We start from the raw sequence: 26,555 nt of genomic DNA on the forward strand, positions 1-26,555 counted from the left end.
TACGAGGATGGGGCCATGTCAGACACCAAGAACCCGCTGCCCCGTGAGGTCGCCGACGCCTATGTCGACGACCTCATCGCCCTCGACCCGGTCACCGGTACGTACCTCGGCGTGAAGGAGAGTTCCAGCAGGCTTCCGGACACCTCGCCCGCGGGCCAGGAGGCGCTGGCGGAGCTGGCGCGGACGACGCTGGCCCGGTTGGACGAGGCGGAGCGGCGGCCCGGCGCGGACAGTGACATCGAGCGGCGCTGCGGGCGGCTGCTGCGCGAGCGGCTCACCGCCGAACTCGCCGTGCACGAGGCGGGCGAGGGTCTGCGCGCGGTCGGCAACATGCACACGGCCGCGCACTCGGTGCGCGAGGTGTTCACCGTGACGCCGACGGAGACGGACGAGGACTGGAAGGCCGTCGCGGAGCGGCTGCGTGCCGTGCCGGACGCGCTGCTCGGCTACCGGGAGAGCCTGACGCTGGGCCTGGAACGCGAGCTGTACGCGGGTCCGCGTCCCACCGCCACGTTCATCGGGCAGCTCGGCGAGTGGTCCGACCTGGACGGCAAGGGCATCGGCTGGTTCGCGGACTTCGCGTCGGCCGGTCCCGAGGCGCTGCGCACCGAGTTGGACGAGGCGGCCCGGACCGCGGACGAAGCCGTCGTCGAACTCCAGGGCTGGATGCGGGACGTGTACGCGCCGGCCGTCGAGGGCAAGCCGAACACGGTGGGCCGGGAGCGGTACGCGCACTGGTCGCGCTACTGGAACGGGACGGATCTGGACCTGGACGAGGCGTACGCGTACGGCTGGGCCGAGTTCCACCGCCTCCTCGGTGAGATGAGGCTGGAGGCCGAGAAGATCCTGCCGGGCGCCGAGACTCCGTGGGTGGCGCTGGCGCACCTCGACGAACACGGCACGCACATCGAGGGCGTCGACGAGGTCCGCGAGTGGCTCCAGGGCCTGATGGACCAGGCGATCGAGCAACTGGACGGCACGCACTTCGAACTCGCCGAGCGGGTGAAGAAGGTGGAGTCCCGCATCGCGCCCTCCGGCAGCGCGGCGGCGCCGTACTACATGGCCCCCTCGGAGGACTTCTCCCGCCCCGGCACCACCTGGCTGCCGACGATGGGCCAGACCCGCTTCCCCGTGTACGACCTGGTCTCGACCTGGTACCACGAGGGCGTCCCCGGCCACCACCTCCAGCTCGCGCAGTGGGTGCACGTTGCCGAGAACCTCTCCCGCTACCAGGCCACCGTGGGCGGCGTCAGCGCCAACTGCGAGGGCTGGGCGCTGTACGCGGAGCGGCTGATGGACGAGCTGGGGTATCTCACGGACGCCGAGCAGCGTCTCGGCTACCTCGACGCGCAGATGATGCGGGCGGCCCGGGTCATCGTCGACATCGGCATGCACGTGGAGCTGGAGATCCCGGCGGACTCCCCGTTCCACCCGGGCGAACGCTGGACCCCGGAGCTGGCCCAGGAGTTCTTCGGCGCCCACAGCAGCCGCCCCGCGGACTTCGTGGAGAGCGAGCTGACCCGCTATCTGACCATCCCCGGCCAGGCGATCGGCTACAAGCTGGGCGAACGGGCGTGGCTGCTCGGCCGCGAGAACGCCCAGCGCCGCCACGGCGACGCCTTCGACGCCAAGGCCTGGCACATGGCCGCGCTGTCGCAGGGGTCGCTGGGACTGGACGACCTGGTGGACGAGCTGTCCCGGCTGTGAACTGAGTCGCGGGCCCGCAACTGAAGTACGGAGTAGGGGAATTGGGGGTGGGGAGTCGAGGGCGGGGGTACGCTCCGCACCCCCTCCCCTCTCTCGTCTCAGTCCGGCAGCCGCCGCAGCTGTACGAGCCCCACCCATGTCTCCGGTCCCGGCTCCACGTACGCCGCCCGTACCGCGTACCGTCCCGGCCTCAGCTCGACGCGCAGGTGATCGGTCCGGTCCGTCTCCTTGCCGGGCCAGGCCGAGTCGAAGAGGAGCACGTCGCCCGGGGTCTCCCACGTCCGGTCCGGCTCCCACTCCGCGATGGCGAGCGCGGCCGGGACGCAGGCCAGCAGCTCGTCCTCGGAGTCGGCCGCACACCACCGTACGAAGGTGTCGTGCTCCGGCAGGAACGCGGTCGAGGCGGGTTCGTCGCCGAGGACGAGGGCCGTGGTGTCACCGACGGGCACGAAGCCGATGAGGCCGTCCACGTCACAGGCCCGGTCGTAGTCCGTCGACAACTCGTCGCCGTCCGCCCCCGCCCAGAACGGCAGCACCGCTTCCGGTACCGCGATGAGCGGCCCGCCACCCGACTCCACCCACTCAACTGCCATGCGCAGCAACCTACACGCTGTACGCGCTCGTAAATTCGCTGTCCCACGGCCCGGCCCATGAGCCACCCTCTTTTCCATGAACGCCCGAACTCTGTTCCTCTCCCCCCGTGCCACCGCGACGGGCCACGCGCTGGCCGACTCGGCCCGCCGACGCGCCATGCGTGTCGAGGCCCTGCACGAGTGGCGCGTGCCCGACGAGTGGCGCGCCGTCGAGGGCGCCTCGCTCTACGCCGGGCCTCTGTTCGCGGACGCGGTGGGCGCCGAGCTGGGCCTCGGGCTGCTGGAGGCGGCGCCGGACTGGCTGGCCCGGCTGCCGTACGAACTCACCGGCAGGGAGATCGAGTTCAGCACCCTCGCCGAGGCCAGGCAGCTGCGCCGGCCCGCTTTCGTGAAGCCGCCCAACGACAAGAGCTTTCCCGCGCGCGTCTATCCGGACGGGAGCCGGCTGCCGGGCCCCGACGCGGTCGACGACGGTACGCCGGTGCTGGTGAGCGACATCGTGACGTTCGCCGTGGAGTACCGGCTGTTCCTGCTTGACGGTGAAGTGCGTACCGGCAGCCGGTACTTGACGGACGGCGACCTGGATGTCGCCCCGCTCGACGGGGACCCCCGGCGGGCGGAGGTGCTGGCCTTCGCGGAGCAGCTGTCGTCCCTCGACCTGCCGAGTGCCGTCGTCGTGGACGTCGGTCTGCTGTCGGAGGGCTTGGAGTGGGTCGTCGTCGAGGCCAACGCCGCGTGGGCGAGCGGGCATTACGCGTGTGATCCGGACGCCGCCCTCGATGTCGTCCTGCACGCGGCCCGTCCGGAGGGGGAGTTCGGCCCGGCGGACCGTGCCTTTCTGCGTCCGCTGCCCGAAGTCGTGTGGGACTAGGGCCGGTTGAGCATCGGGCGGATCTCCGGTCGGTGTTTGCTTCAGCAGCCGCAGTCCGCCGCGTCCACCGGGGCCGTCAGCTCGTCGGTGGCGCGGCGCTCGCGGCCCTCCCAGGTCTCGAACTCGAAGCCCTCGCGCGCCCAGTACTCGAAGCCGCCGAGCATCTCCTTTACCTGGTAGCCGAGTTGGGCGAGGGCGAGGGCGGCGCGGGTCGCCCCGTTGCAGCCGGGGCCCCAGCAGTAGGTCACCACCGGTACCGACTTCTCCAGCAGCCGGGCGGCCTGCTCGGGGATCAGGGCCGTGGGCAGGTGGAGGGCGCCCGGGATGTGCCCCTGGTCCCAGGACTCGGTGGACCGCGTGTCGATGACGGCGAAACCGGGGTCGCCGTCAGCGGCGAGCGCGGCGGCCACGTCCGAGACGTCGGCGTGGAAGGCGAGGCTCGCAGCAAAGTAGGCGGCGGCCTCGGCCGGGGAGGCCGGGGGCACACGCAGGACAGGGTTGGTGAGGGGCGTACTGACGCTCATGAGCCGGCCTTTCGCAGGTGCGGGGCCCAGGTCGAGCCCTCCGTGGGCAGAAATCTACGGCCGATGATCACTGACCTGAAGGTGTGATCCACGCCCTTTCCCTTGATCGGCCGGGGATTCCCCTGCTATTGCTCGGGCATGAGCACGTTTTCCCCGGACGCCACCGACTGGCGCATTCTCGATGTCCTCCAGCGCGACGGCCGCGCCAGTTTCGCCGAGCTGGCGCGTGCCGTCGCGATGTCCCCGAGCGCGGTCACCGAGCGGGTGCGGCGACTCGAGGAGGCCGGCGTCATCCAGGGGTACGCGGCGGTCGTCGACCCGGAACGGGTCGGCCTGCCGATCCTCGCCTTCGTGCGGCTCAGATACCCGAACGGCAACTACAAGCCGTTCCACGATCTGGTCGCCGTCACGCCCGAGATCCTGGAGACGCATCACGTGACGGGCGACGACTGCTTCGTCATCAAGGTCGTCGCCCGTTCGATGCGGCATCTGGAGGAGGTGTCGGGCAAGATCGGCGCGCTGGGGTCGGTGACGACGAGCGTCGTCTACTCCTCGCCGCTCCCCCGCCGCCCGGTCGGTCAGTGAGCGGCTGAGGGCCACCGACCGGCGGTCCGGCCGCCGGGCTCACTCACCGGCCCGCTGCCGCACCACCGACCCCGATCTTGCCTTCACCACCTCGAGCTGGGCGTGGATCCGGCGCCGCAGGTCCGGCACATGGCTGACGATGCCGACGCTGCGATCTCGTTCGCGCAGCGAGTCGAGGACGTCGAGGACCTCGTCGAGTGTCTGGTCGTCAAGGCTGCCGAAGCCCTCGTCGATGAAGAGGGTGTCGAGGCGGACCCCGCCGGCCTCGTCCGTGACGACGTCCGCCAGGCCCAGCGCGAGGGCGAGGGAGGCAAAGAACGTCTCGCCGCCGGACAGGGTCGCCGTGTCCCGTTCGCGGCCGGTCCAGGCGTCGACGACGTGCAGGCCGAGGCCACTGCGGCCCCGGCCGGCCCGGTCGTCGGAGTGGACGAGGGTGTAGCGCCCGGACGACATGCGCCGCAGCCGTGCCGTCGCGGCGGCGGCCACCTGTTCCAGACGGGCCGCGAGTACGTACGACTCGAGCCGCATCCTGCGTTCGTTGTCGGCCGACGTGCCCGCCGTGAGGGTGGCGAGGCGGGCCACCCGGTCGTGGGCGGCCCGCAGCGGCGCGAGCCGCCTGACCGCCGCGATCGACCGCGCGGACAGCCGGTCGAGTTCGGTGCAGCGGCTCACGGCGGCGTCGCGCGCGGAGGCTGCCTCACGCAGTCGCCGGGCGGCGGCCGCGGCGGCCTGCTCGGCGCCCGCGAGGTCGGCGGGCGGCTGCTGAGCGGCGGCCACGGTCTCGGGCTCGGCGAGGGCTGCCCGGACGGCGGCCTCCTCGGACTGCCGTTCGTCCAGGCGCCGTTGGAGTTCCCGGTGCGCCGCGTCGTCCAGCAGGGCGTCCGCCGCCGCGCGCGGTGTGTCGAACCCGGCGCGGTAGGCGGCGTCGGCGAGGCGGGCGTCGGCGTCCTTGAGACGCTGGGCGGTGTCCTCGGCGGCGCGGGCGGCCTCGGCGGCCTCGGTGAGCAGCGCGGTCCGGCGTTCCAGCTGAGCGGCCCGCACGGCGACGCTCTCGGCGTCACCCCGGGCCTGCGTCAACTCCTCCTCCAGAGTGGCCCGTTCACGCTCGAGGGTGTCCCGGCGGGCAACCCTGGACGCCGTCCTGAGTGCCGCCTCCTGCTGGGCGGCGGTACGGCGCTCGCGCTCCTGCTCGGCCCGGCGCAGTTCCTCGTGTGCGGCGTGCAGCCCGGAGGCACCCCGCCGGGCCTCCTCGTACCGCCGCTCCAGCTCTTCGGCCTGTTGAGTGAGTTGCTCGGTCGGCGTGTCACCGGCCTCGGCGGTGGCAGCCGCCAGCGCCTCGCGTACGAGGCCCAGTCGGCGTTCGTCCTCGGCGCGCCGCTCGTCGGCCCGCTGGTAGGCGGCCAGCGCCCGTTCCTCCGCCTCCCGGTCGACATGTCCGGCGATCTTCCGTGCGGGCGCCGGATGTTCGGTGGCTCCGCAGACGGCGCAGGGTTCGCCGTCGACCAGGCTCGCGGCCAGCTCGGCGGCGATGCCGTTGAGACGCTGTTCCTTGAGATCGAGCCAGTGGGCCCTGGCCTCCGTGGCCCGCTCGCGCGCGGCCAGTACGTGTGTCTGGGCCTCGTCCGTGTCCCGGGCGAGCGTGTCCCGCTGGCGGGCGGCCCCGAGCCGGCTCTGGGCGGGTTCCCGCTGGACGGCGAGCTGTTCGGCCCGGGTGGCGGCCTCCTGCGCCGACTCGATCCGGGTCTGCAGGGCCGCCCGGGTCGCCTCCCACTCACCGAGCCAGGTCTCGGCGTCGTGCAGGACGTCCTCGTCGGCGCGCTCCTGACGGTCCAGGTCGGCACGTTCGGCGACGAGTCGACCCAGCCGCTGTTCCGCGCGGCGGGCCGATTCGAGGCCGCCCAGCTCCTCGGCGGCCCGGCGTGCGGCGGCGGCCAGTCCGGCGGCGCCCGCGTCCGCGAAGGTGTCCGGCAGCAGGGCACGCGTGCGTGTCTCGGCGTCGGCCGCGCGCCGGTGCTCGGTCTCGGCGATCTCCCGCAGCTCCAGCGCGGGCGCCACCACCTCGGCCTTGCGGGCCCGCTCCATCCGCGTCCGGTCCGCCCGGTGCGCGTCCGCCCGCTCCTCCAGCCGCCCGGCGCGCTCCCGCGCCTCGGCGAACCGGCGCTGCAACCGCGCCGTTTCGCGTACGTCGGCCAGTGCCGTGTCGGCCGCGACCTGCGCGGACTCGGCGGCGGCGCGGGCACAGTGGGCGATGGTGAGCAGCTCACGCGCGGTGCAGCGGGCGACGGCGGCGGCGCCCGTGATGGCCTCGGCCAGCCCCGGTTCGCCCGGCGTGAGGCCGGGCAGCTCCATGGCGTCACCGGCGGCCTGCTGCATACGGTGGGCGTCGGCCAGCAACTCCGCGTCCCCGGTGCGCACTTCGGCCTCGGCGGCGCGTCGGCGGTCCGCGAGGCGTTTCTCGACCTCGGCGAAGCGATGCGTGTCGAAGAGGCGGCCGAGCAGCTTGCCCCGGGCCTCGGCGTCGGCCCGCAGGAAGCGCGCGAAGTCCCCCTGGGGCAGCAGCACGACCTGGCAGAACTGCTCGCGGCTCATCCCGAGCAGTTGGGTGATCTCCTCGCCGATCTCCTGGTGGGAGCGGCTGAGGTCCTTCCAAGCACCGGCGGAGGCGTCGTACTCGCGCAGCCAGCTCTGGGCCTTGTCCAGTGTCGTGCCCGCGCCGCGCTTCTTGGGGCGCTCCCAGGGCGGCTGCCGGGTCAGTTCCAGTCGGCGTCCCGCGACGGTGAGTTCGAGGGTGACCTCGGTACGGGTGCCGGGCTCGGCGTGGTCGCTGCGCAGCGAGCCGCCCTGGCGGGCGCCGGGCACCGAGCCGTACAGCGCGTAGCAGACGGCGTCCAGGACCGAGGTCTTGCCCGCGCCCGTAGGACCGTGCAGGAGGAAGAGCCCGGCGGCGGACAGCTCGCGGAAGTCGACCCGCTGGGCGCCGCCGAAGGGCCCGAAGGCCGTGATGTCCAGCCGGTGCAGCCTCACCGGGCGCCCTCCGCGTAGTCCGTACTCCCGTGAGCGCGCCTCACTGGGCCACCTCCCGTACCGTCTCGTCCGCCCGCACCGCGTCGAACGCGTCCCGCAGGACGGCCCGTTCGTGCTCGTCCGCTCCCGCGCCCCGCACATGGAGGACGAAGTCCTCCGCGATCTCCTGGTCGTCGCGCCCCGCCAGGCGCCGTGCGTAGGTCACGTCCGGGTCGCCCGGCGTGCGCTGAGGATCGAAGGCGAGGGCGAGGGTGTGCGGGAACCGTTCCATGAGCCGGGCCATGGGGTCGGCGGGGCGCACCGCGTCGGTGAGGGTCGCCTCGACCCAGGCGTCCTGGTGACGGGCGAGGCCGGGATCGGCGAGCAGTTCGTCCAACACCCCCCGGATACGGGCGAGCGGGCGCGGCACCGGGCAGTCGACGCGCTCCGAGGTGAGCGAGCCGTCGCCCGCCAGGTCGATCAGCCACATGCTCTTGCGGTGGTCGGCCTCCGAGAAGGAGTACGGCAGCGGGGAGCCCGAGTAACGCACGCGCTCGGTGATGGTCTGGCAGCCGTGCAGATGGCCCAGCGCCACGTAGTCGACGCCGTCGAACACCCCCGAGGGCACGGCGGCGACCCCTCCGACGGTGATGTCCCGTTCGCTGTCGCTGGCCTCGCCGCCGGTGACGAAGGCGTGGGCGAGGACGACGGAGCGCGTGTCCCGCGCGCGGGTGGCGAGGTCGGCGCGGACCCGGTCCATGGCGGCCGCGAGGACACTCTCGTGGTGTGCCTTCTCCACCCCGAACTCGTCCTTCACCAGGGCCGGTTCGAGATAGGGCAGACCGTAGAAGGCGACCTCGCCGAAGGCGTCCCGGAGCACGACGGGGGTGCCGGCGGCCGACGGGGCCGTGCGCAGATGGATGCCGGCCCGGTCGATGAGGCCGGCGCCGACGCCGAGGCGGCGGGCCGAGTCGTGGTTGCCGGAGATCATCACCGTCGGCACCCCGAGGTCGGCGAGCCGGTGCAGCGCGTCGTCGAAGAGCTCGACCGCCGCCAGCGGGGGTACCGCCCGGTCGTACACATCGCCCGACACGACCACCGCGTCCACCTCGCGCTCCCGCGCCACGGAGACGAGACGGCCGATGAACTCGGCCTGCGCCTCAAGCATGTTCACCCGGTGGAAGGCGCGGCCGAGATGCCAGTCGGACGTGTGCAGAAGCCTCAAGACGCTACTCCGACCTGCATGTTTCCCCCTACTTCGCCCCTGGACCCAGCAACGAACCAGCACGGTTCCCGCTTTCAGCACCGACCACGCTAACGCCTGTCAGTACCTGGTCCATCACGGGCCTCAGTCTGCCACCGGCATCTGGCGTCGGGTGGCCGTTGTTGTCCGGCCGGGCTACCTGTACGCCACCTATTGACGCACCTCGGGCGGGGCCATAGCCTCCGCACGTCTTGTTCGGTACGCGGACAAGATTTCGCACTGCGCACAATCAGTCTCGCCAGGAGGGGCCATGAGAAGGCGCACGTTTGGGTTTGCCGCAGCGGTGGTGACGGTCGCGGTCGCGACCGGATGCGGATCCTCGTCTTCATCGACCGGCGGGGCGTCGCCCTCGGACGGGAGCAAGACCACACAGGTCAAGGTAGGAGTCATCCCCATCGTCGATGTGGCGCCGCTGTACCTGGGGGAGAAGAAGGGGTTCTTCAGCAGTCGCGGTATCAAGCTGGAGATGGTGACGGCCCAAGGTGGAGCCGCGATCATCCCTGGTGTCGTGAGCGGCCAGTTCCAGTTCGGGTTCAGCAATGTCACCTCGTTGATGATCGCCCAGACCAAGGGGGTGCCGGTCAAGTCCGTGGTCAACGGTGCCGCCACCACCGGTGTCGCCGGCAAGGACCTCACCGGGGTGGCCGTCAAGAAGGACAGCTCGATCAAGTCCGCCAAGGACCTCGCCGGAAAGACGGTGGCGGTCAACACCCTGCAGAACATCGGTGACACCACGGTCCGCGAGACGGTGCGCAAGGACGGCGGCGACCCCTCGAAGGTCAAGTTCGTCGAGATGCCGTTCGACCAGATGCCGGCCGCGCTGGACGGCGGCCAGGTCGACGCCGCCTGGATGGCCGAGCCCGCACTGGCCATCGCCAAGAGCCAGGGCGCCCGTGTCGTGGCGTCGCCGTTCGCCGACACCGATCCCAAGCTCACCGTCGCGACCTACTTCGCCTCCACCCAACTGACGAAGCAGAACCCCGACTTGGTGAAGAAGTTCACCGAGGCGATGACCGAGTCGCTCAAGTACGCCTCCGACCACCCCGACGAAGCGCGCCAGACGCTCACCACCTACACCAAGATCAGCGGCGACGTGCTGAAGAGCCTGACGCTGCCGAACTGGCCGGCGCAGTACGACATGGCGTCCCTGGAGAAGCTGGCCTCCCTCGGCGAGAAGGACGGCATCTTCGGCGACAAGAAGCCCGATCTGAACGCCCTGTTCTCATGAGCGGTCGCGGAAGCACTCCTGTGCTGCCGAATACCGTCGGCGCCGCCGGGACCGATGTCGGTCCCGGCGGGCCCGGGTCCGGCCAAAAGCGGCGCATCCGGCAGAAGGCCGCCACCCCGTTGCGCGGGGCAACCGGCCTGGTCGGGCTGGCGGTCCTGCTCGAAGTGCTGCCGCACACCGGTCTGGTCTCCGCCGACTACCTCCCGCCCGCGTCCGAGATGGGCCGGGCTCTGTGGCATCTGCTCGGCGAGGAAGCGTTCTGGACCGCTCTCGGCGACACCCTGACCGGGTGGGGCATCGGGTTGGCCATCTCCGTCGTGGCCGGCGTGGCAGCCGGCATCGTGATCGGGTCGGTGCCCCTGCTGCGGGCGGCCACCGCCTCGACCATCGAGTTCCTGCGGCCCATCCCGTCGGTCGCCCTGATCCCGCTCGCGGTGCTGCTCTACGGCACGGACCTGAGGTCGAAGCTGCTGCTGGTGGTGTACGCCTCCTTCTGGCAGGTGATCGTCCAGGTGCTGGCCGGGATGCAGGACGTCGACCCGGTCGCCGAGGACACCGCCCGCAGCTACCGGTTGGGGACCTGGGGGCGGGTGCGCCACGTCATGTGGCCCACCGCGCTGCCGTATGTGATGACGGGTGTGCGGCTTGCCGCCACCGTGGCTCTGGTCCTGGCGATCACCGCGGAACTCGTCATCGGCGCGCCGGGCCTGGGCAACCAGATCGCCGTCGCCCAGACCTCCGGTGCCGTGCCCGACGTCTACGCCCTGGTCCTGGTCACCGGACTGCTGGGAATCGCCATCAATCTGGTGGCACGGGCCGTGGAGCGCCGGACGCTGCACTGGCATCAATCCGTGCGCAGGGAGGGGTAGTCGAATGATCCGGACATCTGTCCTCAACATGGCCCGACGGGCCCTGCTGGTCCTCGGCCTGCCACTGACGCTGTTCTGTGTGTGGTGGTTCGCCACGGCCGGCAGCACGGACTTCTACGTCCCGCCGCTGTCCACCATCCTGCAGAAGTTCCCGGAGGTCTGGACGGGTGAGCGGCTGGCCTCGGACGTGGTGCCCAGCCTGGTCCGCTTGACCACCGGTTACCTACTGGCCGTTGTCATCGGGGTCGGCCTCGGACTGGTGGTCGGCACGAGCCGCGTCGTGCGGGACGTCCTGGAGCCGGTCCTGGAGCTCTTCCGGGCCATTCCGCCTCCCGTGCTGGTACCGGTGATCATGCTGTTCGCGGGCATCGGCGACACCATGAAGGTGATCGTCATCGTCAGCGGCTGCGTATGGCCGATCCTGCTCAACACCGTCGAAGGCGTCCGCGCCGTCGACGAGGTGCTCAGCGACACCTGCCGCTCCTACGGCATCACCGGCCCCTCCCGTCTGTGGCACCTGACGCTGCGCTCGGCCAGCCCGCAGATCGTCACCGGCATGCGGCAGTCGCTGTCCATCGCGATCATCCTCATGGTCATCAGCGAGATGTTCGCCGCCAGCAACGGGCTCGGCTTCACCATCGTGCAGTTCCAGCGCACCTTCGCCATCCCCGAGATGTGGAGCGGCGTACTGCTGCTCGGCCTGCTCGGATTCGCCCTGTCGCTGCTCTTCCGGCTCGCCGAGAACCGGGTCCTGGCCTGGTACCACGGCCTGCGCCGCGCCCAGCGCAACCCCTGACAAGGAGACGAGCGATGCTCGACGTACGCAACCTGCAGAAGATCTACACCGGACGGCACCGCAACGTCGAGGCCCTGCGGGACCTGACCTTTCACATCGGTGCCGGTGAACTCGTCTGCCTGGTGGGCCCGTCGGGATGCGGTAAGACCACCCTGCTGAAGTGCATGGCCGGACTGCTCACCCCCACCGCCGGCGAAGTGCTCCTGGACGGACGCCCGGTCGACGGACCCCCGCCCGGCATGGCCGTCGTCTTCCAGGAGTACGGCCGCTCCCTGTTCGCCTGGATGAACGTCCGCGACAACGTCGCCCTGCCCCTGCGCAACAAGAAGCTCGGCAAGGCCAGGACACGGGAACTCGTGGACCACGCGCTGGAGGTGGTCGGTCTGGCCGACGCCCACCAGGCCTACCCCTGGCAGCTCTCCGGAGGAATGCAGCAGCGCGTCGCCATCGCCCGCGCCGTCGCCTTCGAACCGAAGGTGCTGCTCATGGACGAGCCCTTCGCCGCCGTCGACGCCCAGACCCGCGCCGAACTCGAGGACCTCATCCGGCGGTTGTGGCGCGAACTCGGCGTCACCGTCCTGTTCGTCACCCACGACATCGACGAGGCGGTCTACCTCGGTCAGCGCACCATCATCCTGTCCAAGTCGCCGACCGTCGTACAGGAGGACCTCACCATCGACCTCCCCGACGAACGCGACCAGTTGCACACCCGCTCCAGCCCCCGCTTCGCCGAACTGCGCGCCCACGTCTACGAACAGATCCAGAAGGCCAAACACGGTCCCAGGGACGCCGGCGCATCGCCGGTCGCCACCGGTGAGGACCTCCCCCAGGACCTTCGCCTGCAGCGATCGGAATCCTGACATCCGGCCGATCGCCTGAACGGGCACAGGCCTCACCACAGCGGCCGCCACCGACCACATGATCGGTGGCGGCCGTCGGCCGTTCTAGCGTGCGCTGGGGCGCAGTTGGGCCTCAAGGAAGGTGACGATGGTCTGCCAGGACGGGGTCACCGGACGAGGCGGTGTGGTGTGACCTTCCCATGTGGTCTCCTCGTAGGCGTCCTTGCGGGTGTCGGGGTCGCTCAGCATGTCGAAGAGCGGGCCGTGGCCGGCGTGCGGGAAGGAAACAAAACGCACCTCGTCGCCTGCGGAGGCCAGGGCGTCGCGGAGCAGCCGGCCCTGGTGATAGGGCACCAGAGGATCCTGCTCGCCGTGGAAGATCAGGAACGGCGGTGCGGTGTGCCTGCCGACGTAGGTCAGCGGGTTCGCGGCCGCGACCTTGTCCGGGCAGTCGTTGATGGGGCAGCCGAGCAGCAGCGACTCGGGCGAACGCGCGTCCTCATGGCAACCGGTGAGTCCCAGGACGGTGTTGAAGAACGTGCAGTTGTCCAGCATGTGCGCGTCCATCTGCGAGAAGTCGGTCGGCGGGTAGAACGGCAGGGCCGCCTGAACCGCGCTCGAGGGACCGCGTACACCGACATCGCCCTCCAGCGCTGGAATGTTCCCGGTGACCCCGGCCATCGCCGCGGTCCAGCCGCCGGAGGAGTCACCCATGATCGCGAAGCGCTTGGGGTCGAGGTTGTAGGTCTTCGCGTGCGCGCGCAGCCACCGGATGGCGCCCTTGATGTCATAGAGCTGGGCCGGGAACTTGGCCTGCGAGTTGGAACGGATCGACACACCCGCGACCGCGAACCCGTACGGGTTGAGCTCGGCAGCGACCTTGTCGGCCCCTTGGCGGCCGTTGTCGGCCATCCACGCCGAGCCGGCGGAGAAGATCACCAGCGGTACCGGCCGCGACGACTGCGGGACATAGAGGTCCAACAGGTGACCCTGGCTGTCGGCCGGCTGGGCAGGCGCGTAGGCGACGTCCTTGGTGACATTCACCCCCGTCGCATGCGTGGACGGGGTCGCGAATCCGGATGCGGCGGTCATCGCCACCGCCATGATCCCTCCTGCGAGTGCCAGCAGGACTCGGCTCCTCGGCACGGCTGGTAGTAGACGCCGGAACCTCATGTTCACTCCTCTTCGAGTGGGGCGCAGTCGGCGGATGCCGTCGTCGGAGCCGACGGAGCGGCGGGTGACGGCGGGCTGGCGTACAGACGTTTCGCCTGGCGAGAGGTGCGCACGAAATACGGGCTGAAGGGGCCGACTGCGTGAGGCCCCCCACCGCCCTGATGTTCGCCTAGCGAAATTGATTTCGCTGTACGGTGTGCATGAGTGTGGGACCGACGCGCGTCGGTGTCAATGGTGAAGAAGGGAGCCTCAGGTCAGCTGGAGACGACCGGAGTTGGGGACGGCGGAGAGATCGCCCTCGACCGCTTCAGCCGTTGCGAGGAGGCCGGGCAGGACCTGCTCGAAGCACTCGGCGATGGTGCGCCGGCTGGGGTGCATGGCCACGTTGATCGCGGCCAGCACCTCGCCGTCCTTGCCGCGCACGGGTACGGCCATCGAGCGCAGCCCGACCTCGAGTTCCTCGTCGACCAGGGCGTAGCCGCAGTCGGCCGTCCTCTCGAGAAGCCGGAGAAGTTCGTCGACTTCCGTCACCGTGTTCGGAGTGAGCCGTGCGAGGGGCGAGGCGGCGAGCAGTGCGGCACATTCGTCTCTGGGAACGTCGGCGAGCAGGACCCGGCCCATGGAGGTGGCGTAGGCGGGCAGACGGGTGCCCACGGAGGCGTCGACCGTCACCAGCCGGACGGTGGCGGCACGGGCGACGTAGACGATCTCCGAGCCGGAAAGCACTGACATCGAGACGGAGTCCGAGAGCCGACGGGACAGCTCCGTCAGATGGGGCCGGGCCAGCTGCGACAGTGTCAGACGCGACAGCGGGGCGTAGCCGAGGGAGAGGATCGCGGCGCCCGGACGGTACAGCCCTCCCCGGTTCGTGATGTAGCCGAGGTGCTCCAGGGTGATGAGAGCACGCCGCGCGGTGGCACGCGGCAGACCGGTGATACGAGCGACGTCGGAGCTCTTGAGGGCGGGGCGGCCCTCACCGAAGGCTGTCAGCACGCTCAGGCCGCGGGCGAGGGATTCGACGAAATCGCGGCCGGTCGTGAGAGTCCTGGTGTTCTCCCCCCGCCTGCCCGTGGGTTCGGCACGCGACACCGGTTGCTGTGCGCCCAGTTCGCGCTCCATGTCCGCCGCGGCACGGCGGGCGGCCGGCAGTGCGGCCCGCGCCAGGGCTTCGGCGCTCGGAAAGCGCCCGATGAGGCTGACGACGTTCACCACACAGAGGAGGTCTCCGTCGGGACCGTGGACGGGGACGCCGAAGGCGATCAGGCCCGGTTCCAGCCACTGGTCGTCGAGGGACCAGCCGGCGGAGCCGGCGGCGGCGGCACGTTCGCGAAGATCATTCGTACACGCCTGAGCGTGCTCCGGCCCGCGCACGCAGTTGTGCTCCGCCTGATGCCGTTCCCACTCGTCAGAGCCCCAGGTGGCGGCCAGCAGAGCGCCGGGCGCCGAAGCGTCGAGCGGCATCCGGTCGCCGATCGTGCAGACGATACCCATCCGCCGGTCCCGCTTGGACGAGTGGACGAAGTGGGCGCCGTGCCGGTCCGGGACGGTCAACGTGACGCCCTCGTCCAGTTCCTCGGCCAGAGCGTCGGCGTGGGGCCCGAGGAGCTCGGGAATCCGCACGGCGGACAGGTAGGCATTGCCCACTTCCATCAACGGGGGTGCCAGCATCACCTCGCGTCCCTCGATACGGAGGTAGCCGAGAGAGTCCAAGGTGCTCGTGATGCGGTCGAGAGTGGCCCGGGGCAGGCTCGTACGATGGGCGAGTTGCTGCAAGTCCTCTCGCCCGCCCGCGTCCGTCAGCGCCCTGAGGACGGCGATCCCACGCATCAGCGGACCGACCACCTCGGCAGGCGCATGCTCCGTTACGAGCTCGTCCACCCCCCGGGCTACGACCTCGGCCGCCATGCTCTCTCCTTGCTTCCGTGCGGGCCACGGTACATCGGCGTCGACGGGGGCCACCGTCAAGGACCAGATGAGCAGATTCGAGGCCGGGAGCCAGGCACGGGCGCTGAGGCCTCAGCCGGCGAGCAGGGCCTGCATCCACTGCTCTTCGCGTTGCTCGATGTATTCGGCGTCGTTTCGCCAGGCGTCGCCGTGGCCTTCGGCCCACAGTCTTGCCCAGGGCTGGGCTCCTTGGGCTGCCTGGTCGCGCAGGAAGTCGTGCATGGAACGCGTACGGCGCCCCAGTAGAGGGACCAACTGGCGGCGTTCGGACTCGGCCAGACCGTAGGCGTCGGCGAAGACTCGCAGTCGGTCCGCCGCGTCCGGGCTCTGCCAGTCCGGATGCGCGGACAGCGGGAGGAACCCGTGAATGGCGTACGCGACATCCCACAGGCGCGAGCCGGGACCCGCACCGTCCCAGTCGATGAAGGCCCACCGCGCCTCGTCTGCGACCACGAGGTTCCAGGGAGCCAGGTCGTGGTGGGCGATGATGTCACTGCCCTCAGGGGGGATCAGCGTCTGCCACCGTGCGTCGGAGGGCGGCGTGAAGTCCTGCACGGCGTCGTGGAAGTCCCTGATCAGCCGTGCCACGCGACCCAGTTGACGAGCGGGTTCCAGCAGCGAGAACCGGTCGGGCCAGACCACGTCGCCCGGCATGAAGGTCAGGACCTCACGCCCCTGATCGTCGATGCCGAGCGGACGAGGCGCCGCGCCGAATCCCACCTCGTGCAGGTGGGCGAGCAGGGCATGCACAGCGGGAGTCCATGGTCCGGCCGGACGGCGAACGGTGTCCCCGACGCGAACGACACCATCACTGACGTTGCCACCGGACAAAGCCTGTTCATCATCGTGCCGCATCGAACCAGTGTGTCGGATCAACCCGTCATGATCACCCCATTAAAGGGACTGCGAAAGCAGGGACGGAGGCTGAGGAACAAGCCTTGCGGCGACGCTCATGAGACGTCTCCGTACGCCTCTCCGCCGAGTTCGAAAGCGGCCGTCCCCGCCGTCACGTCCGCCAACCAGGCCTGGAACGCCTCCACATCGGCGTCCGGCAGGCCGATCTCGATCGTGACGGCCTCCCCGTAGCGCACGTCACGCACCTCGCGGCCGGTCGAGCGCAGGTCGTTCTGCACCTTTCCGCCCCGCTGGTGGTCGACGGTCACGGTGGCCAGCCGGAAGCGGCGGCGGGTGCGGGTGCCGAGTGCGTCGAGGGCTTCGCCGACCGCTCCTCCGTACGCCCGGATCAGGCCGCCGGCGCCCAGTTTTACGCCGCCGTAGTAGCGGGTGACGACGGCGACGACGTACCGCATGTCCCGGCGCAGCAGCATCTGGAGCATGGGGACTCCGGCGGTGCCGCCCGGTTCGCCGTCGTCGCTCGCCCTCTGTACGGAGGCGTCGGCGCCGATGACGTACGCGAAGCAGTTGTGGGTGGCGTCCGGATGCTCCTTGCGGACGGCGGCGATGAACTCCTGGGCCTCCTGCTCGGTGGCGGCGGGGGCGAGGGCGCACAGGAAGCGGGAACGGTTGACCTCGGTCTCGTGCACGCCCGCGTGGGCGACTGTGCGGTACTCGTCGGGCATCCGGCCACCCTACGGGCGCGGACGTGGTGGATACTCACTCCTCGTTGCCAAAAGCCCGCAGGCCGGGCCGAATGCACAGAGAAGTAACAAAGAAGTAAAAGAAGCAATCAGCACGCAAAGAAGACCCCAAGAAGTCACCCCAAGAAGACTCGAGGAGATCACCGCATGACCGGCGTCGAGATGGATCGCGTGGACAGCACCGGGCCCGCGGGCCGGGGGCCCTCCGTGTCCGTGCCGTCCGTGCCCCGCTGGCGTGCCTGGCTGCTGGAGGGGCTGACCGAGCGGCCGGCCCGGCATCCGGGGCCGCACGCGACTCCGGCCGAGGACCACCGGGGTCACACGTGGTGGCGTGTCATGTGTCTGACCGGCGTCGACTACTTCTCGACGCTCGGCTACCAGCCGGGCATCGCCGCCCTCGCGGCCGGTCTGCTCTCGCCGCTGGCGACCCTCGTACTGATCGCGCTGACACTGCTCGGGGCGCTGCCGGTCTATCGCCGGGTCGCGCGGGAGAGTCCGCACGGCGAGGGGTCGATCGCCATGCTGGAGCGGCTGCTGCCGTGGTGGTCGGGGAAGATCTTCGTCCTGGTGCTGCTCGGGTTCGCGGCCACCGACTTCATGATCACGATCACACTGTCGGCAGCGGACGCCTCCGCGCATGTCGTGGAGAATCCTTTCGCTCCGCACTGGATACACGGCGGGAACGTGTGGATCACGCTCGTCCTGGTCCTCGGACTGGGCGCGGTGTTCCTGAAGGGCTTCAAGGAGGCCATCGGTATCGCCGTGGTGCTCGTGGGCGCCTATCTCACCCTCAATGTGGTCGTCCTCGCCGTCTCCGCCTGGGAGGTGCTGAGCCACCCCGTCAGGATCGGTGACTGGACCGACGCGATGACCGCGGAGCACTCCTCGCCGATCGCGATGATCGGCGTGGCGCTGCTCGTCTTCCCGAAGCTGGCGCTGGGCATGTCCGGCTTCGAGACGGGTGTGGCGGTGATGCCGCAGGTCAAGGGAGACGAGAGGGACACCTACGAACGCCCCGAGGGGCGGATCCGCGAGACCCGCAAGCTGCTCACCACCGCCGCCATGATCATGAGCTGCTTCCTGCTGCTGTCCAGCCTGGCGACGACGATCCTGATCCCGCAGTCCGCCTTCGAGAGCGGCGGCCCGGCGAACGGGCGCGCGCTCGCCTATCTCGCCCACCAGCACCTCGGCGAGGCCTTCGGCACGGTCTACGACGTCTCGACGATCGCGATCCTCTGGTTCGCGGGCGCCTCCGCGCTCGCCGGTCTGCTGAATCTCGTACCGCGCTATCTGCCGCGCTACGGCATGGCGCCCGAATGGACGCGGGCCGTCCGGCCGTTGGTACTGGTGTTCATGGCGGCGGCCGTGTTCATCACGCTGTGGTTCAACGCGAACGTCGACGACCAGAGCGGCGCGTACGCGACCGGTGTACTGGTGCTGATGCTGTCCGCGTCGTTCGCGTCGGCGGTCGCCGTGCACAAGCGCGGGCATCGGGCCGCCACGACCGGCTTCGGCGCGATCACCGCCGTGTTCGCCTACACACTGGTCACGAACGTGATCGAACGGCCCGACGGCATCAAGATCGCGCTGATCTTCATCGTGGCGATCCTCGTGACGTCGTTCGCCTCCCGGGTGCGCCGCGCCTTCGAACTGCGGGCCGCCGAGGTGACGTTCGACGAGGCCGCGGTCCGCATCATCGACGAGGCAGCGGCCAGTGGCCCGCTTCTGCTGGTCGCCAACGAGCCCCAGGAGCACAGCACCCGGGAGTACCGCGCCAAGGAGCAGAGCCAGCGCGAAGAGACCCATATCCCGGACGGCCGTCCCGTGCTGTTCCTCGAGGTGTTCGTGCGGGACTCCTCCGACTTCACGGCCGATCTCGCCGTGCACGGCGACGAGAAGCACGGCGCTCGTCGACTGCGTGTGGAGGGCGCAACCGTACCGAACACCATCGCGGCGGTGCTCATGCAGCTGCGCGACCGCACCGGCCAGGTCCCGCACGCCTACTTCAACTGGACGGAGGGCAACCCCTTCAGCCACCTGGTCCGCTTCCTGATCTTCGGCCACGGCGAGGTCGCCCCGGTGACCCGCGAGGTCCTCCGCCGCGCCGAACCGGACCTCGACCGGCGCCCACGCGTCCACGTGGGCTGACCGGGACGGTTCAGCGGGGCGTGCGCCCGCGCGGCACGATCAGGCTCGTGAGCAGGGCCGTGCCGGGCGCGAGGTCGGGCCAGCCGTCCCCGTGCCAGGCCAGGACGGCGATCGCGGAGGTCGGGAACTTCGTCCGTACGTCGTCCAGCGCGTCGTCGAGCGAGTCTCCGGCCAGCTCCAGCACCAGTTCCTCCAGGCCGGGGTTGTGTCCGACCAGCAGCAACGTCCCGACGGCGGGCGGGACTTCGTGCACGAGGGCCAGCAACTCCCGTACGTCGGCGCCGTACAGCTTCGGCTCGGGCCGGACCGGCGGTGGGGTGTCCCACGCGGCCGACGCCAACTCCCAGGTACGGCGGGCGCGTTCGGCGGTGGAGCACAGGACGAGGTCGGGCAGGCAGTCGGCCTCGGCGAGGGCACGTCCGGCGGCCGGGGCGTCGCGCAGACCGCGCGGACCGAGGGGGCGGTCGTGGTCGTCGACGCCCACCGGCCAGGCGGACTTGGCGTGCCGCAGGACGACGAGGCGACGGAGGGGGGTGGCGCCGGGCTGGCCGGCGCTGTGTTGGGCCGCGCGGTAGGGGCTGGGGCTGTCATGGGCAGCGCTGGGCCGGCCGGCGGCGGGCTGGGTCGCGCTGTGCTGGGTCGCGCGGTAGTGGCCCGCGCTGTCGTGGGCCGCGCTGGGTTGGGTCGCGCCGGGCTGGTCGGCGCCGGTGTGGTCGGCGCCGGTGTGGGCCGTGCCGTGCGGGGTGGTCACGTCAGCGATCCGATCTCGCGGGTGAGTTCGAGGCCGAGGATGCGATCGGCGTAGGCGTACGTCTCGAAGCGGGCGCCGTCCGGCACGCCGTCGAGGGTCTCGACGCGTCGCAGGACGTCCAGTACGGCGGGCACGTCGAGGTCGTCCTCCCAGGCGGCGCGCAGATCCTGGCGTACGGCTTCGGGCACCGGCCGGGACGGTCGCTCGGCCCACACCGCGACCGAGTGGCGCCAGTGCGCGAGCTCGCTCCCCGCGTCGGCCAGGGTCTCCGGGGTCAGACGGACGGTCTCGGAGCGGGGGCGGGTGAGGAGGGCGAGGCGGAGGGTGGCGGGGTCGATGTCGCCGGGCGCAGTCGCGGTCGCGGTCGCGGTCGCGGAGTCGGCCGGAGAAGCGGTTGGGGAGTCGGCGGGGGCGACGGCGAGGCGGATGCCGTCGGTTGTTCCCTCGTCGCGGCTCACCACCTCGATCAGCTGGGCCCCCGCGAACTCCGGCCCGACATCGCCGCGGTCCTCGAAGGGCCGGATGCCGAGAGCGGCGGCGGCCGCCCGGAGTTCGGCCACCTGCTCGCCGCCGGTCAGCACGGGCCAGACAGGGGTGCCACCGACTTCGAGGGCACGGATGAGGACATCGGCGACCAGGAGCACGCGCAGGGCGGTGGGGTCGAAGCGGGGCGCGTGCGCCTCGACACGGGTCAGGGCCCGGCGGGCCGGGGCGGCGACCTTGGGTTTGTTGGTTCGGGCGTCGAGGATGCGGAGCACGGTGCCGAGGGTAACGCTCCGCTGGGTTGGGGGGTTGTTTTTGCTCGGGTCGGGTGGGGGTGGCGCGGTGTTCCTCGCGGGCACTTTCGGCGGTGGTTCGTTCGGCTTGCGGGCGGTGGGGGGCTTTCGCGCAGTTCCCCGCGCCCCTAACGGTGGCGGTGGTGGTTTGTTCGGCTTGCGGGCGGTGGGGGCTTGGCGCGCAGTTCCCCGTGCCCCGGGTGGGCGCGCTCCTGGCGGGGCTGCCCGGCCATTCAGCGGGCCTCGCCGCTCCCGCCGAACGCCACGCAGGGAATCAGTGCGGGCCCGTCACTGTTGTCGCGCACAGCAGCTGCTGCTGTGACTGCCACCGTGCGAATCTCGAGGAGGCCGGGCGTGTACGGCGACCCAGCTACCATCCGCAAGATCCTTACCGAGCTCGGCGACACCTGGGCCATCGTGGGTCTGTCGTCCAACCCCCAGCGGGCCGCGTACCGCGTGGCCGAGGTCCTCCAGCGGCACGGCAAGCGGATCGTCCCCGTTCACCCGAAGGCGGAGACGGTCCACGGCGAGCAGGGTTACGCCTCACTGGCCGACATCCCCTTCGACGTCGACGTCGTCGACGTGTTCGTCAACAGCGGCCTCGCGGGCCCGATCGCCAACGAGGCCGCCGCCATCGGCGCCAAGGCCGTCTGGTACCAGCTCGACGTCATCGACGAGGCCGCCTACGACCGCACCCGCGCCGCCGGGCTCGACATGGTCATGGACCGCTGCCCGGCCATCGAGCTGCCCCGCCTCGGCTGACCCGCGAACAGCCGGATACCGGCGACCTCACTGTGCGGGCCCATCGGACCGGCCCCGCCGACGCAGCAGCAGAAGACCGCCCGCGAGCGCGGTGATTCCGGTCGCGGCGGTCCAGGCGACGACGTCGGTGGCACCGCTGGCTGCCAGATCCTCGCCCTTGCCGCCCTTGCCGCCCCTGTCCCCCTGACCGGTCGCCCGGGCCGAGGGCGTTCCGCCCGTCCCACTGACGTCCGCGCCCTCCGCACTGGCCGTCGGCGTCGCACTCGGGCTCGCGCTCACCACCGCCTTGCTCGTCTCCCTGTCCTTTTCCCGCGTGAACGCCAGCGTTCCGAAGCCCAGTTGGTCGTATCCGCCGCTGTTGGGGCCGTAGTCACCGCCGCCGCCCTCGGGGGACGCCTGGGCGGCGATACGGGTCAGATAGGTCGCGGACAGTCCCCGGCGTTTGGTGTAGTGGTTGGCGATCATGGCCCAGATGGGCCGGGTCATCCCCGGGTCGACAGCCGCGGCGCGGCTCGCGCTCTCGCTGCCCGACCAGCCGCCCACCGCACCCTTCCTACGGGTGTTCGCCGTGTACGGCACCTCGCCGCCCATGCTCCACTTCGCCACGTACTGGGCGCCCTTGAGGAAGCGGCTGTCGTCGTAGCCGTACAGGTCGATGCCCTGGTTCCAGGCCATCTCGCAGACGGTCCCCATCAGGCCGACGCCGAGCAGGGCGTGCCCCTGGTCGCGGCCCGCCTCGATCCATTCGCCGAGCCCCTGGTCGTCGTACACGACCGGGATGGCGTTCCTGACCGAGCCCATGCCGGCGCCGTGCTTGAAGTACTCGACGGCGCGGTCGATCTTGGCGCGGTCGTCGCACAGGATGCCGATGGCCAGGACGCAGGCGACGGCCGTGAGGTCCCAGTTGGCCCAGTAGTTGGAGATGACGGCACCGTTGTGGTTCGCCAGGAAGTCCTCGCTGAGCGGATGGAAGACGTCCAGCATCATCCGCTGGAAGCGGGCGAGGTCGAAGTCGGCGTGGTCGCGGACGAGTTCGGCGGCATTGGCGAACTGGTAGCCGTACAGGCCCGCCGCGAGGAACCGGTCGGCCGAGCCCGCCAGCCCGGTCAGTTTCGCCGACCAGGCGTTGAGGATCGCCACGGCGGTGTCCCCGTACGCGCTCTCACCGCTGACGTGCCAGCGCAGGGCGTTCTGGTAGGCCGCGTGGATGTCGTTGTAGAGGATCGCGTAGTTCTGCGGCGAGCCCGCGCCCCGGTAGACCGTGGCCTGCGGGTTGGCCGTCCAGCCGCTCTGTGCATGCCTGTTGGCGGTGAGCCGCGCGAAGCCCGCTGTGTACGGCGCCGCGCCGGCCTTCACCTTCTTCGCCATCCGGTCCAGATCCTCCCGGGTGTGCAGCATGCCCGGGTGTACGAGGCTCGCGCCCGCCGCCGTGGCCTGTGGGGCGGCGAGGGTCGTGCCGATGGTGGCGGCGCCCGCTGTCGCGCCGGTGAACTTCAGCAAGCCGCGACGGCTGATCCGTGTGTTCAAAGCTTCGGTCCTTGCGGAGGGATGGGAGGAGAGGACGGAGAGGAGACGAACCCCGGGGTCGCCGATAACGAAAAGTGCGGGTCGTGCCGTCGGCGCGGCCCGACATAATGCTCGAGTGACTTTCGCCTCACCTCCCCCCGGCTTCACGCCCAACTCCTCATCAGTGCAGGCCTTTCCTGTGGTGATAGTGGGCGCCGGGCCCGCCGGGCTCACCGTCGGGAACATCCTGCGGGCCGTCGGTATCGACTGTGTGGTGCTGGAGACGGAGAGCCGGGAGTTCATCGAACAGCACCCCCGGGCCGGGTTCATCGAGGAGTGGGCGGTACACGCACTCCAACAGCGAGGCCTGGCCGACGCGTTGCTCGAGCGGGCCGGTACGCACACGAGGTGCGAGTTCCGGTTCGGCGGCCGGCGCCATAGGTTCGAGTACGCCGAACTGTCGGGACACCGCCACTTCGCCTACCCCCAGCCGCTGTTGGTGACGGACCTGGTGCGCGAGTACGCGGACGTACGGGGCGGCGACATCCGGTTCGGTGTGCGGGACGTCCTTGTGCACGACCTGGACACCGACCGGCCCGCAGTGTCGTACGTCTCAGCGGAGACAGGTCAACGGGAGTATGTACAGGGCGAGTTCATCGCCGGATGCGACGGCGCCCGGGGAGTGACCCGGACGGCGATACCGGCGGCACACATCCGGATCGCGCGGCACGACTACGGCATCGGCTGGCTGGCCCTCCTCGCCGAGGCGCCGCCGTCCAACGACTGCGTGATGTTCGGCATCCACCCGCGAGGCTTCGCCGGGCACATGGCCCGCGGCCCCGAAGTCACCCGCTACTACCTGGAATGCCCGCCCGGTGACGACCCGGAGAACTGGCCGGACGACCGTGTCTGGGCCGAACTCCACCAGCGACTCGACGCGTTGGGGGCACCCCCGCTCAACGAGGGGCGGCTGATCGAGAAGCGCGTTCTCGACATGCACAACTACGTGGTGGAACCGATGCAGTTCGGGCGGCTGTTCCTGGCCGGCGACGCGGCCCATCTCACCGCTCCCATCGCCGCGAAGGGCATGAACCTCGCCCTGGCGGACGCCTTCCTGCTCGGCGACGGACTCGTCACGTACCTCACGAAGGGCGATCCGGCCGGCCTGAACGGCTATTCGGAGGCGGGTCTGCGGCGCGTCTGGCAGTACCAGGAGTTCTCGCTGTGGCTGTCGGACATCTACCACGGCGCGTCCTCGGGCGATCCGTTCCGCTCCGGCGCGTCTCTGGCCCGGCTCCGCCGCATCCTCAACTCCCCCGCCGCCGCAGCCGCGTTCGCCGACGTCTACATCGGCAGGGACGCCGACCACTGACGTCGGCCCACCAGCTGTCCCGCCGGCGTCAGTCGACGCCCAGGCCGTCCACCACCACACCCGGGAGTTCGGCGAACACCTTCCCGGGCACCAGCAGCTTGCCGCGTCGCCGTCCGCTGCCGTCCAGTACCCAGGGCAGGTCGACGACGGCCGCGTCGACCAACAGGGGCCAGGAGTCCGGGAGTCCGAGCGGAGTGATGCCGCCGTACTCCATCCCGGTCTCCCCGACGGCCGTGTCCATCGGCGCGAACGAGGCCTTGCGGGCGCCGAGTCGCCGGCGCACCACGCCGTTCACATCGACCCGGGTGGTGGACAGGACGACACACGCGGCAAGGGTGGTCTCACCGCCGCGCTTGCCGGCCACGACCACGCAGTTCGCCGACTGTTCGAGCAGCTCCCGAGCGTAGTGCTCGACGAAGACGGCGGTGTCGGCCCATCGCGGATCGGTGTCGACGTACAGGATCTGGTCGGCGGGCACGGTGCCGGTCCAGCCGCGTACGGCGTCGGCGACCGGGCCGACGAGTTCGCCGAGGCAGTCGGGGGCGGGAGTGGCGGTGTCGAAGTCTCCGATGGGGGCGCGCATGACGGCACGCCAACAGCCGTGAGCCGGGGTCCCGGCCGGGCGGCTCAGCTCACCGGCGGGACGGACACCGACATCATCATCTCCATCGGTTCGGCGCCGTCGTTGCCGTACGTGTGGGGGACGTCGGCCGCGAAGGTGGCGCTGGCGCCCGCCGGGACACGGTGTTCGACTCCGTCGACCGTGAGCGTCAGTTCGCCCGCCGTCACGTGGAGGATCTCGAACGTGCCCGGCGGGTGCGGGTCGGACAGGCTGGTGTCGCCGGGCATGAGGTGCCAGTCCCACAGCTCCAGCGGGCCGGGGGCCTCGGTGCCCGCGAGGAGCCGGTTGAAGCTGCCGGCGTCCGTGTGCCACAGCCGTACGGCCTGGTCGGCGGGGACGATGCGGACCTTCGGGCCCTGTTCGTGCTCAAGGAGGGTGGTGATGCTGACGCCGAGCGCGTCGCCGATCTTCACGACCGTGCCGAGGCTGGGGTTGGTGCGGGCCTGCTCGATCTGGATGAGCATCCCGCGGCTGACCCCGGCACGGGCGGCGAGCGTCTCCAGGGTGAAGCCGCGCTCGGCACGCCAGCGCTTCACGCTGCGCGCCAGCGACTGGGTCAGCAGGTCGAGGTCCGACACGGTTCCGTCCAAGTTCTCGTCCGCCACTCTTGTCTGCACCTCATCCTGCCGCACTCCCCGCAGTCCCCCGCATAGTGCAAAATTATGAATGACAGAGTTCACTTCACTGCACTACCGTGTGGTGCACCAACCCGTTCACTCCACTGTACTGCGAGGCGTCCTCATGACCGCATTCTTCGCCCTGGTCACCAGCCTGCTCTGGGGGCTGGCCGACTTCGGGGGCGGACTGCTGACCCGGCGCATGTCCGCGCTGACGGTGGTCGTGGTGTCGCAGTCGATCGCGGCGGTCGTACTCGGCACCATCGTGGTCCTGACCGGCGGCTGGAGCGAGGCCGGTCCCCGCCTGTGGTTCGCGGTCGGCGCGGGCCTCGCCGGGCCGGTTGCCCTGCTCGCCTTCTACAAGGCGCTCGCTCTGGGTCCGATGGGGGTCGTCTCCCCGCTCGGCTCGCTCGGCGTGGCCGTCCCCATCAGCGTCGGGCTGTTCCTCGGCGAGCGCCCCGGGCTGCTTCAGTTCGCGGGGATCGCGGTAGCCGTCGTCGGGGTCGTGCTCGCGGGCGGACCGCAGCTCAGGGGCGCGCCAGTGCAGCGGCAGGCGATCCTGCTCACCCTGCTCGCGGCGTTCGGTTTCGGCACGGTCTTCGCCCTGATCGCGGAGGCGTCGACCACCCTCACCGGTCTGTTCCTCGCGCTCTTCGTCCAGCGCCTGACGAACGTGGCCGTCGGCGGCGCCGCGCTGTTCGTCTCGGTCCGCCGGGGCGGCGCCGCCCTCCCGGCGGGCGGCTTCCCCTGGCGGACGCTCCCGGTGCTCGCCTTCGTCGGCCTCGCCGATGTCGCCGCCAACGGCACGTACTCGATCGCCGCCCAGCACGGCCCGGTCACCGTGGCCGCCGTACTGGCCTCGCTCTACCCGGTGGTGACCGCCCTCGCCGCGCGCGGTTTCCTCAGCGAGCGGCTGCGCGCGGTCCAGGCGGCGGGTGCGGGCCTGGCTCTGGTGGGCACACTCCTGCTGGCGACAGGCTGACCACCGGCCACCTCGGCGACCCGGA

The 26,555-nt window shown here is 70.8% G+C and carries 24 protein-coding genes; 11 read left to right on the forward strand and 13 right to left on the reverse strand.

Translation table 11 applies throughout. The features are described 5' to 3' along the window. Nucleotides 1-15 precede the first annotated feature (15 nt). Nucleotides 16-1,707: a DUF885 domain-containing protein gene (locus PV396_RS13245; protein ID WP_319203957.1), complete on the forward strand. Its 1,692-nt coding sequence runs from the start codon at nucleotides 16-18 to the stop codon at nucleotides 1,705-1,707. A gap of 98 nt (nucleotides 1,708-1,805) precedes the next feature. Here PV396_RS13245 and PV396_RS13250 read toward each other — a convergent pair whose 3' ends face one another. Further along, nucleotides 1,806-2,300 carry an immunity 21 family protein gene (locus PV396_RS13250; RefSeq protein ID WP_319203959.1) on the reverse strand — a complete coding sequence of 165 codons (495 nt, stop codon included), beginning with the start codon at nucleotides 2,298-2,300 and terminating at the stop codon, nucleotides 1,806-1,808. 76 nt (nucleotides 2,301-2,376) lie between these two features. On the opposite strand from PV396_RS13250, the gene PV396_RS13255 reads away from it, so the two are divergent. Continuing rightward, nucleotides 2,377-3,171, forward strand: a complete 795-nt coding sequence (locus PV396_RS13255; protein WP_319203961.1) for an ATP-grasp domain-containing protein — start codon at nucleotides 2,377-2,379, stop codon at nucleotides 3,169-3,171. A 41-nt stretch (nucleotides 3,172-3,212) separates the two neighbouring features. Here PV396_RS13255 and PV396_RS13260 read toward each other — a convergent pair whose 3' ends face one another. Next, nucleotides 3,213-3,695 carry a rhodanese-like domain-containing protein gene (locus PV396_RS13260; protein ID WP_319203963.1) on the reverse strand — a complete coding sequence of 161 codons (483 nt, stop codon included), beginning with the start codon at nucleotides 3,693-3,695 and terminating at the stop codon, nucleotides 3,213-3,215. A 138-nt stretch (nucleotides 3,696-3,833) separates the two neighbouring features. On the opposite strand from PV396_RS13260, the gene PV396_RS13265 reads away from it, so the two are divergent. Beyond that, the gene (locus tag PV396_RS13265; RefSeq protein ID WP_319203965.1) at nucleotides 3,834-4,280 is read left to right on the forward strand and encodes an Lrp/AsnC family transcriptional regulator; all 447 of its coding nucleotides are present in this window, start codon (nucleotides 3,834-3,836) and stop codon (nucleotides 4,278-4,280) included. 39 nt (nucleotides 4,281-4,319) lie between these two features. Here the strand turns inward: PV396_RS13265 and PV396_RS13270 are convergent, their stop codons facing one another. Together PV396_RS13270 and PV396_RS13275 are read right to left on the reverse strand one after the other, a co-directional pair. After that, nucleotides 4,320-7,304, reverse strand: a complete 2,985-nt coding sequence (locus PV396_RS13270; protein WP_319203967.1) for an SMC family ATPase — start codon at nucleotides 7,302-7,304, stop codon at nucleotides 4,320-4,322. 40 nt (nucleotides 7,305-7,344) lie between these two features. Then, entirely contained in the window at nucleotides 7,345-8,508 is a 1,164-nt protein-coding gene (locus tag PV396_RS13275; RefSeq protein WP_319203969.1) for an exonuclease SbcCD subunit D, read from the reverse strand. Between the two features lie 289 nt (nucleotides 8,509-8,797). Here PV396_RS13275 and PV396_RS13280 point away from each other — a divergent pair, with 289 nt between their 5' ends. Genes PV396_RS13280 through PV396_RS13295 form a run of 4 tightly spaced genes read left to right on the forward strand, consistent with a single transcriptional unit; the run spans nucleotide 8,798 to nucleotide 12,300 of the window. Then, nucleotides 8,798-9,775, forward strand: coding sequence for an ABC transporter substrate-binding protein (locus PV396_RS13280; RefSeq protein WP_319203971.1), 978 nt, complete (start codon nucleotides 8,798-8,800; stop codon nucleotides 9,773-9,775). Further along, nucleotides 9,772-10,644, forward strand: a complete 873-nt coding sequence (locus PV396_RS13285; protein ID WP_319203973.1) for an ABC transporter permease — start codon at nucleotides 9,772-9,774, stop codon at nucleotides 10,642-10,644. The genes PV396_RS13280 and PV396_RS13285 overlap by 4 nt, the downstream gene beginning before the upstream one ends. Before the next feature lie 4 nt (nucleotides 10,645-10,648). After that, a complete protein-coding gene (locus tag PV396_RS13290) occupies nucleotides 10,649-11,440 on the forward strand; it encodes an ABC transporter permease (protein ID WP_319203975.1) in 792 nt (263 codons plus the stop codon). 14 nt (nucleotides 11,441-11,454) lie between these two features. Beyond that, nucleotides 11,455-12,300 (forward strand): ABC transporter ATP-binding protein, encoded by an 846-nt coding sequence (locus PV396_RS13295; RefSeq protein WP_319203977.1) that lies wholly within the window; start codon nucleotides 11,455-11,457, stop codon nucleotides 12,298-12,300. An 84-nt stretch (nucleotides 12,301-12,384) separates the two neighbouring features. On the opposite strand, the gene PV396_RS13300 is transcribed toward PV396_RS13295, so the two are convergent. From PV396_RS13300 to PV396_RS13315, 4 genes are all read right to left on the reverse strand, one after another. Beyond that, the gene (locus PV396_RS13300) at nucleotides 12,385-13,383 is read right to left on the reverse strand and encodes an alpha/beta hydrolase (protein ID WP_319203979.1); all 999 of its coding nucleotides are present in this window, start codon (nucleotides 13,381-13,383) and stop codon (nucleotides 12,385-12,387) included. Between the two features lie 318 nt (nucleotides 13,384-13,701). Further along, a complete protein-coding gene (locus tag PV396_RS13305) occupies nucleotides 13,702-15,357 on the reverse strand; it encodes an IclR family transcriptional regulator domain-containing protein (protein ID WP_319203981.1) in 1,656 nt (551 codons plus the stop codon). Between the two features lie 111 nt (nucleotides 15,358-15,468). Then, entirely contained in the window at nucleotides 15,469-16,251 is a 783-nt protein-coding gene (locus PV396_RS13310) for a phosphotransferase enzyme family protein (protein WP_319203983.1), read from the reverse strand. Between the two features lie 95 nt (nucleotides 16,252-16,346). Then, nucleotides 16,347-16,976, reverse strand: a complete 630-nt coding sequence (locus PV396_RS13315; protein WP_319203985.1) for a YigZ family protein — start codon at nucleotides 16,974-16,976, stop codon at nucleotides 16,347-16,349. 165 nt (nucleotides 16,977-17,141) lie between these two features. Between PV396_RS13315 and PV396_RS13320 the strand changes: the two genes are divergently transcribed. Then, complete coding sequence (locus PV396_RS13320; RefSeq protein ID WP_319203987.1) at nucleotides 17,142-19,142, forward strand: amino acid transporter; 2,001 nt, start codon at nucleotides 17,142-17,144, stop codon at nucleotides 19,140-19,142. Between the two features lie 10 nt (nucleotides 19,143-19,152). On the opposite strand, the gene PV396_RS13325 is transcribed toward PV396_RS13320, so the two are convergent. Both PV396_RS13325 and PV396_RS13330 read right to left on the reverse strand, forming a co-directional pair. After that, on the reverse strand, nucleotides 19,153-19,653 hold the full coding sequence (locus PV396_RS13325; RefSeq protein WP_319204110.1) for a histidine phosphatase family protein: 501 nt from the start codon (nucleotides 19,651-19,653) through the stop codon (nucleotides 19,153-19,155). A gap of 236 nt (nucleotides 19,654-19,889) precedes the next feature. Beyond that, nucleotides 19,890-20,651 (reverse strand): hypothetical protein, encoded by a 762-nt coding sequence (locus PV396_RS13330; RefSeq protein WP_319203989.1) that lies wholly within the window; start codon nucleotides 20,649-20,651, stop codon nucleotides 19,890-19,892. A gap of 372 nt (nucleotides 20,652-21,023) precedes the next feature. Here PV396_RS13330 and PV396_RS13335 point away from each other — a divergent pair, with 372 nt between their 5' ends. Beyond that, the gene (locus PV396_RS13335; protein ID WP_319203991.1) at nucleotides 21,024-21,431 is read left to right on the forward strand and encodes a CoA-binding protein; all 408 of its coding nucleotides are present in this window, start codon (nucleotides 21,024-21,026) and stop codon (nucleotides 21,429-21,431) included. Between the two features lie 27 nt (nucleotides 21,432-21,458). Here the strand turns inward: PV396_RS13335 and PV396_RS13340 are convergent, their stop codons facing one another. Then, nucleotides 21,459-22,958 carry an alginate lyase family protein gene (locus PV396_RS13340; RefSeq protein WP_319203994.1) on the reverse strand — a complete coding sequence of 500 codons (1,500 nt, stop codon included), beginning with the start codon at nucleotides 22,956-22,958 and terminating at the stop codon, nucleotides 21,459-21,461. A 178-nt stretch (nucleotides 22,959-23,136) separates the two neighbouring features. Here PV396_RS13340 and PV396_RS13345 point away from each other — a divergent pair, with 178 nt between their 5' ends. Next, entirely contained in the window at nucleotides 23,137-24,309 is a 1,173-nt protein-coding gene (locus PV396_RS13345) for a 4-hydroxybenzoate 3-monooxygenase (RefSeq protein ID WP_319203996.1), read from the forward strand. 28 nt (nucleotides 24,310-24,337) lie between these two features. Here PV396_RS13345 and PV396_RS13350 read toward each other — a convergent pair whose 3' ends face one another. Then, nucleotides 24,338-24,892 carry a YbaK/EbsC family protein gene (locus tag PV396_RS13350; RefSeq protein ID WP_319203998.1) on the reverse strand — a complete coding sequence of 185 codons (555 nt, stop codon included), beginning with the start codon at nucleotides 24,890-24,892 and terminating at the stop codon, nucleotides 24,338-24,340. A gap of 44 nt (nucleotides 24,893-24,936) precedes the next feature. Further along, entirely contained in the window at nucleotides 24,937-25,509 is a 573-nt protein-coding gene (locus PV396_RS13355; protein ID WP_319204112.1) for a helix-turn-helix domain-containing protein, read from the reverse strand. 163 nt (nucleotides 25,510-25,672) lie between these two features. Here PV396_RS13355 and PV396_RS13360 point away from each other — a divergent pair, with 163 nt between their 5' ends. Further along, nucleotides 25,673-26,530: an EamA family transporter gene (locus tag PV396_RS13360; protein ID WP_319204001.1), complete on the forward strand. Its 858-nt coding sequence runs from the start codon at nucleotides 25,673-25,675 to the stop codon at nucleotides 26,528-26,530. Nucleotides 26,531-26,555: the final 25 nt, after the last annotated feature.

The organism is Streptomyces sp. ME02-8801-2C, assembly GCF_033793965.1.
Taxonomy (GTDB): domain Bacteria; phylum Actinomycetota; class Actinomycetes; order Streptomycetales; family Streptomycetaceae; genus Streptomyces.

What these genes read in the sequence shown, in the direction of transcription:
- PV396_RS13245 (WP_319203957.1), top strand. Translation starts at nt 16, where the DNA reads ATGTCAGACACCAAGAACCCGCTGCCCCGTGAGGTCGCCGACGCCTAT.
- PV396_RS13250 (WP_319203959.1), bottom strand. Translation starts at nt 2,300, where the DNA reads ATGGCAGTTGAGTGGGTGGAGTCGGGTGGCGGGCCGCTCATCGCGGTA.
- PV396_RS13255 (WP_319203961.1), top strand. Translation starts at nt 2,377, where the DNA reads ATGAACGCCCGAACTCTGTTCCTCTCCCCCCGTGCCACCGCGACGGGC.
- PV396_RS13260 (WP_319203963.1), bottom strand. Translation starts at nt 3,695, where the DNA reads ATGAGCGTCAGTACGCCCCTCACCAACCCTGTCCTGCGTGTGCCCCCG.
- PV396_RS13265 (WP_319203965.1), top strand. Translation starts at nt 3,834, where the DNA reads ATGAGCACGTTTTCCCCGGACGCCACCGACTGGCGCATTCTCGATGTC.
- PV396_RS13280 (WP_319203971.1), top strand. Translation starts at nt 8,798, where the DNA reads ATGAGAAGGCGCACGTTTGGGTTTGCCGCAGCGGTGGTGACGGTCGCG.
- PV396_RS13285 (WP_319203973.1), top strand. Translation starts at nt 9,772, where the DNA reads ATGAGCGGTCGCGGAAGCACTCCTGTGCTGCCGAATACCGTCGGCGCC.
- PV396_RS13290 (WP_319203975.1), top strand. Translation starts at nt 10,649, where the DNA reads ATGATCCGGACATCTGTCCTCAACATGGCCCGACGGGCCCTGCTGGTC.
- PV396_RS13295 (WP_319203977.1), top strand. Translation starts at nt 11,455, where the DNA reads ATGCTCGACGTACGCAACCTGCAGAAGATCTACACCGGACGGCACCGC.
- PV396_RS13300 (WP_319203979.1), bottom strand. Translation starts at nt 13,383, where the DNA reads ATGGCGGTGGCGATGACCGCCGCATCCGGATTCGCGACCCCGTCCACG.
- PV396_RS13305 (WP_319203981.1), bottom strand. Translation starts at nt 15,357, where the DNA reads ATGGCGGCCGAGGTCGTAGCCCGGGGGGTGGACGAGCTCGTAACGGAG.
- PV396_RS13310 (WP_319203983.1), bottom strand. Translation starts at nt 16,251, where the DNA reads ATGCGGCACGATGATGAACAGGCTTTGTCCGGTGGCAACGTCAGTGAT.
- PV396_RS13315 (WP_319203985.1), bottom strand. Translation starts at nt 16,976, where the DNA reads ATGCCCGACGAGTACCGCACAGTCGCCCACGCGGGCGTGCACGAGACC.
- PV396_RS13320 (WP_319203987.1), top strand. Translation starts at nt 17,142, where the DNA reads ATGACCGGCGTCGAGATGGATCGCGTGGACAGCACCGGGCCCGCGGGC.
- PV396_RS13350 (WP_319203998.1), bottom strand. Translation starts at nt 24,892, where the DNA reads ATGCGCGCCCCCATCGGAGACTTCGACACCGCCACTCCCGCCCCCGAC.
- PV396_RS13360 (WP_319204001.1), top strand. Translation starts at nt 25,673, where the DNA reads ATGACCGCATTCTTCGCCCTGGTCACCAGCCTGCTCTGGGGGCTGGCC.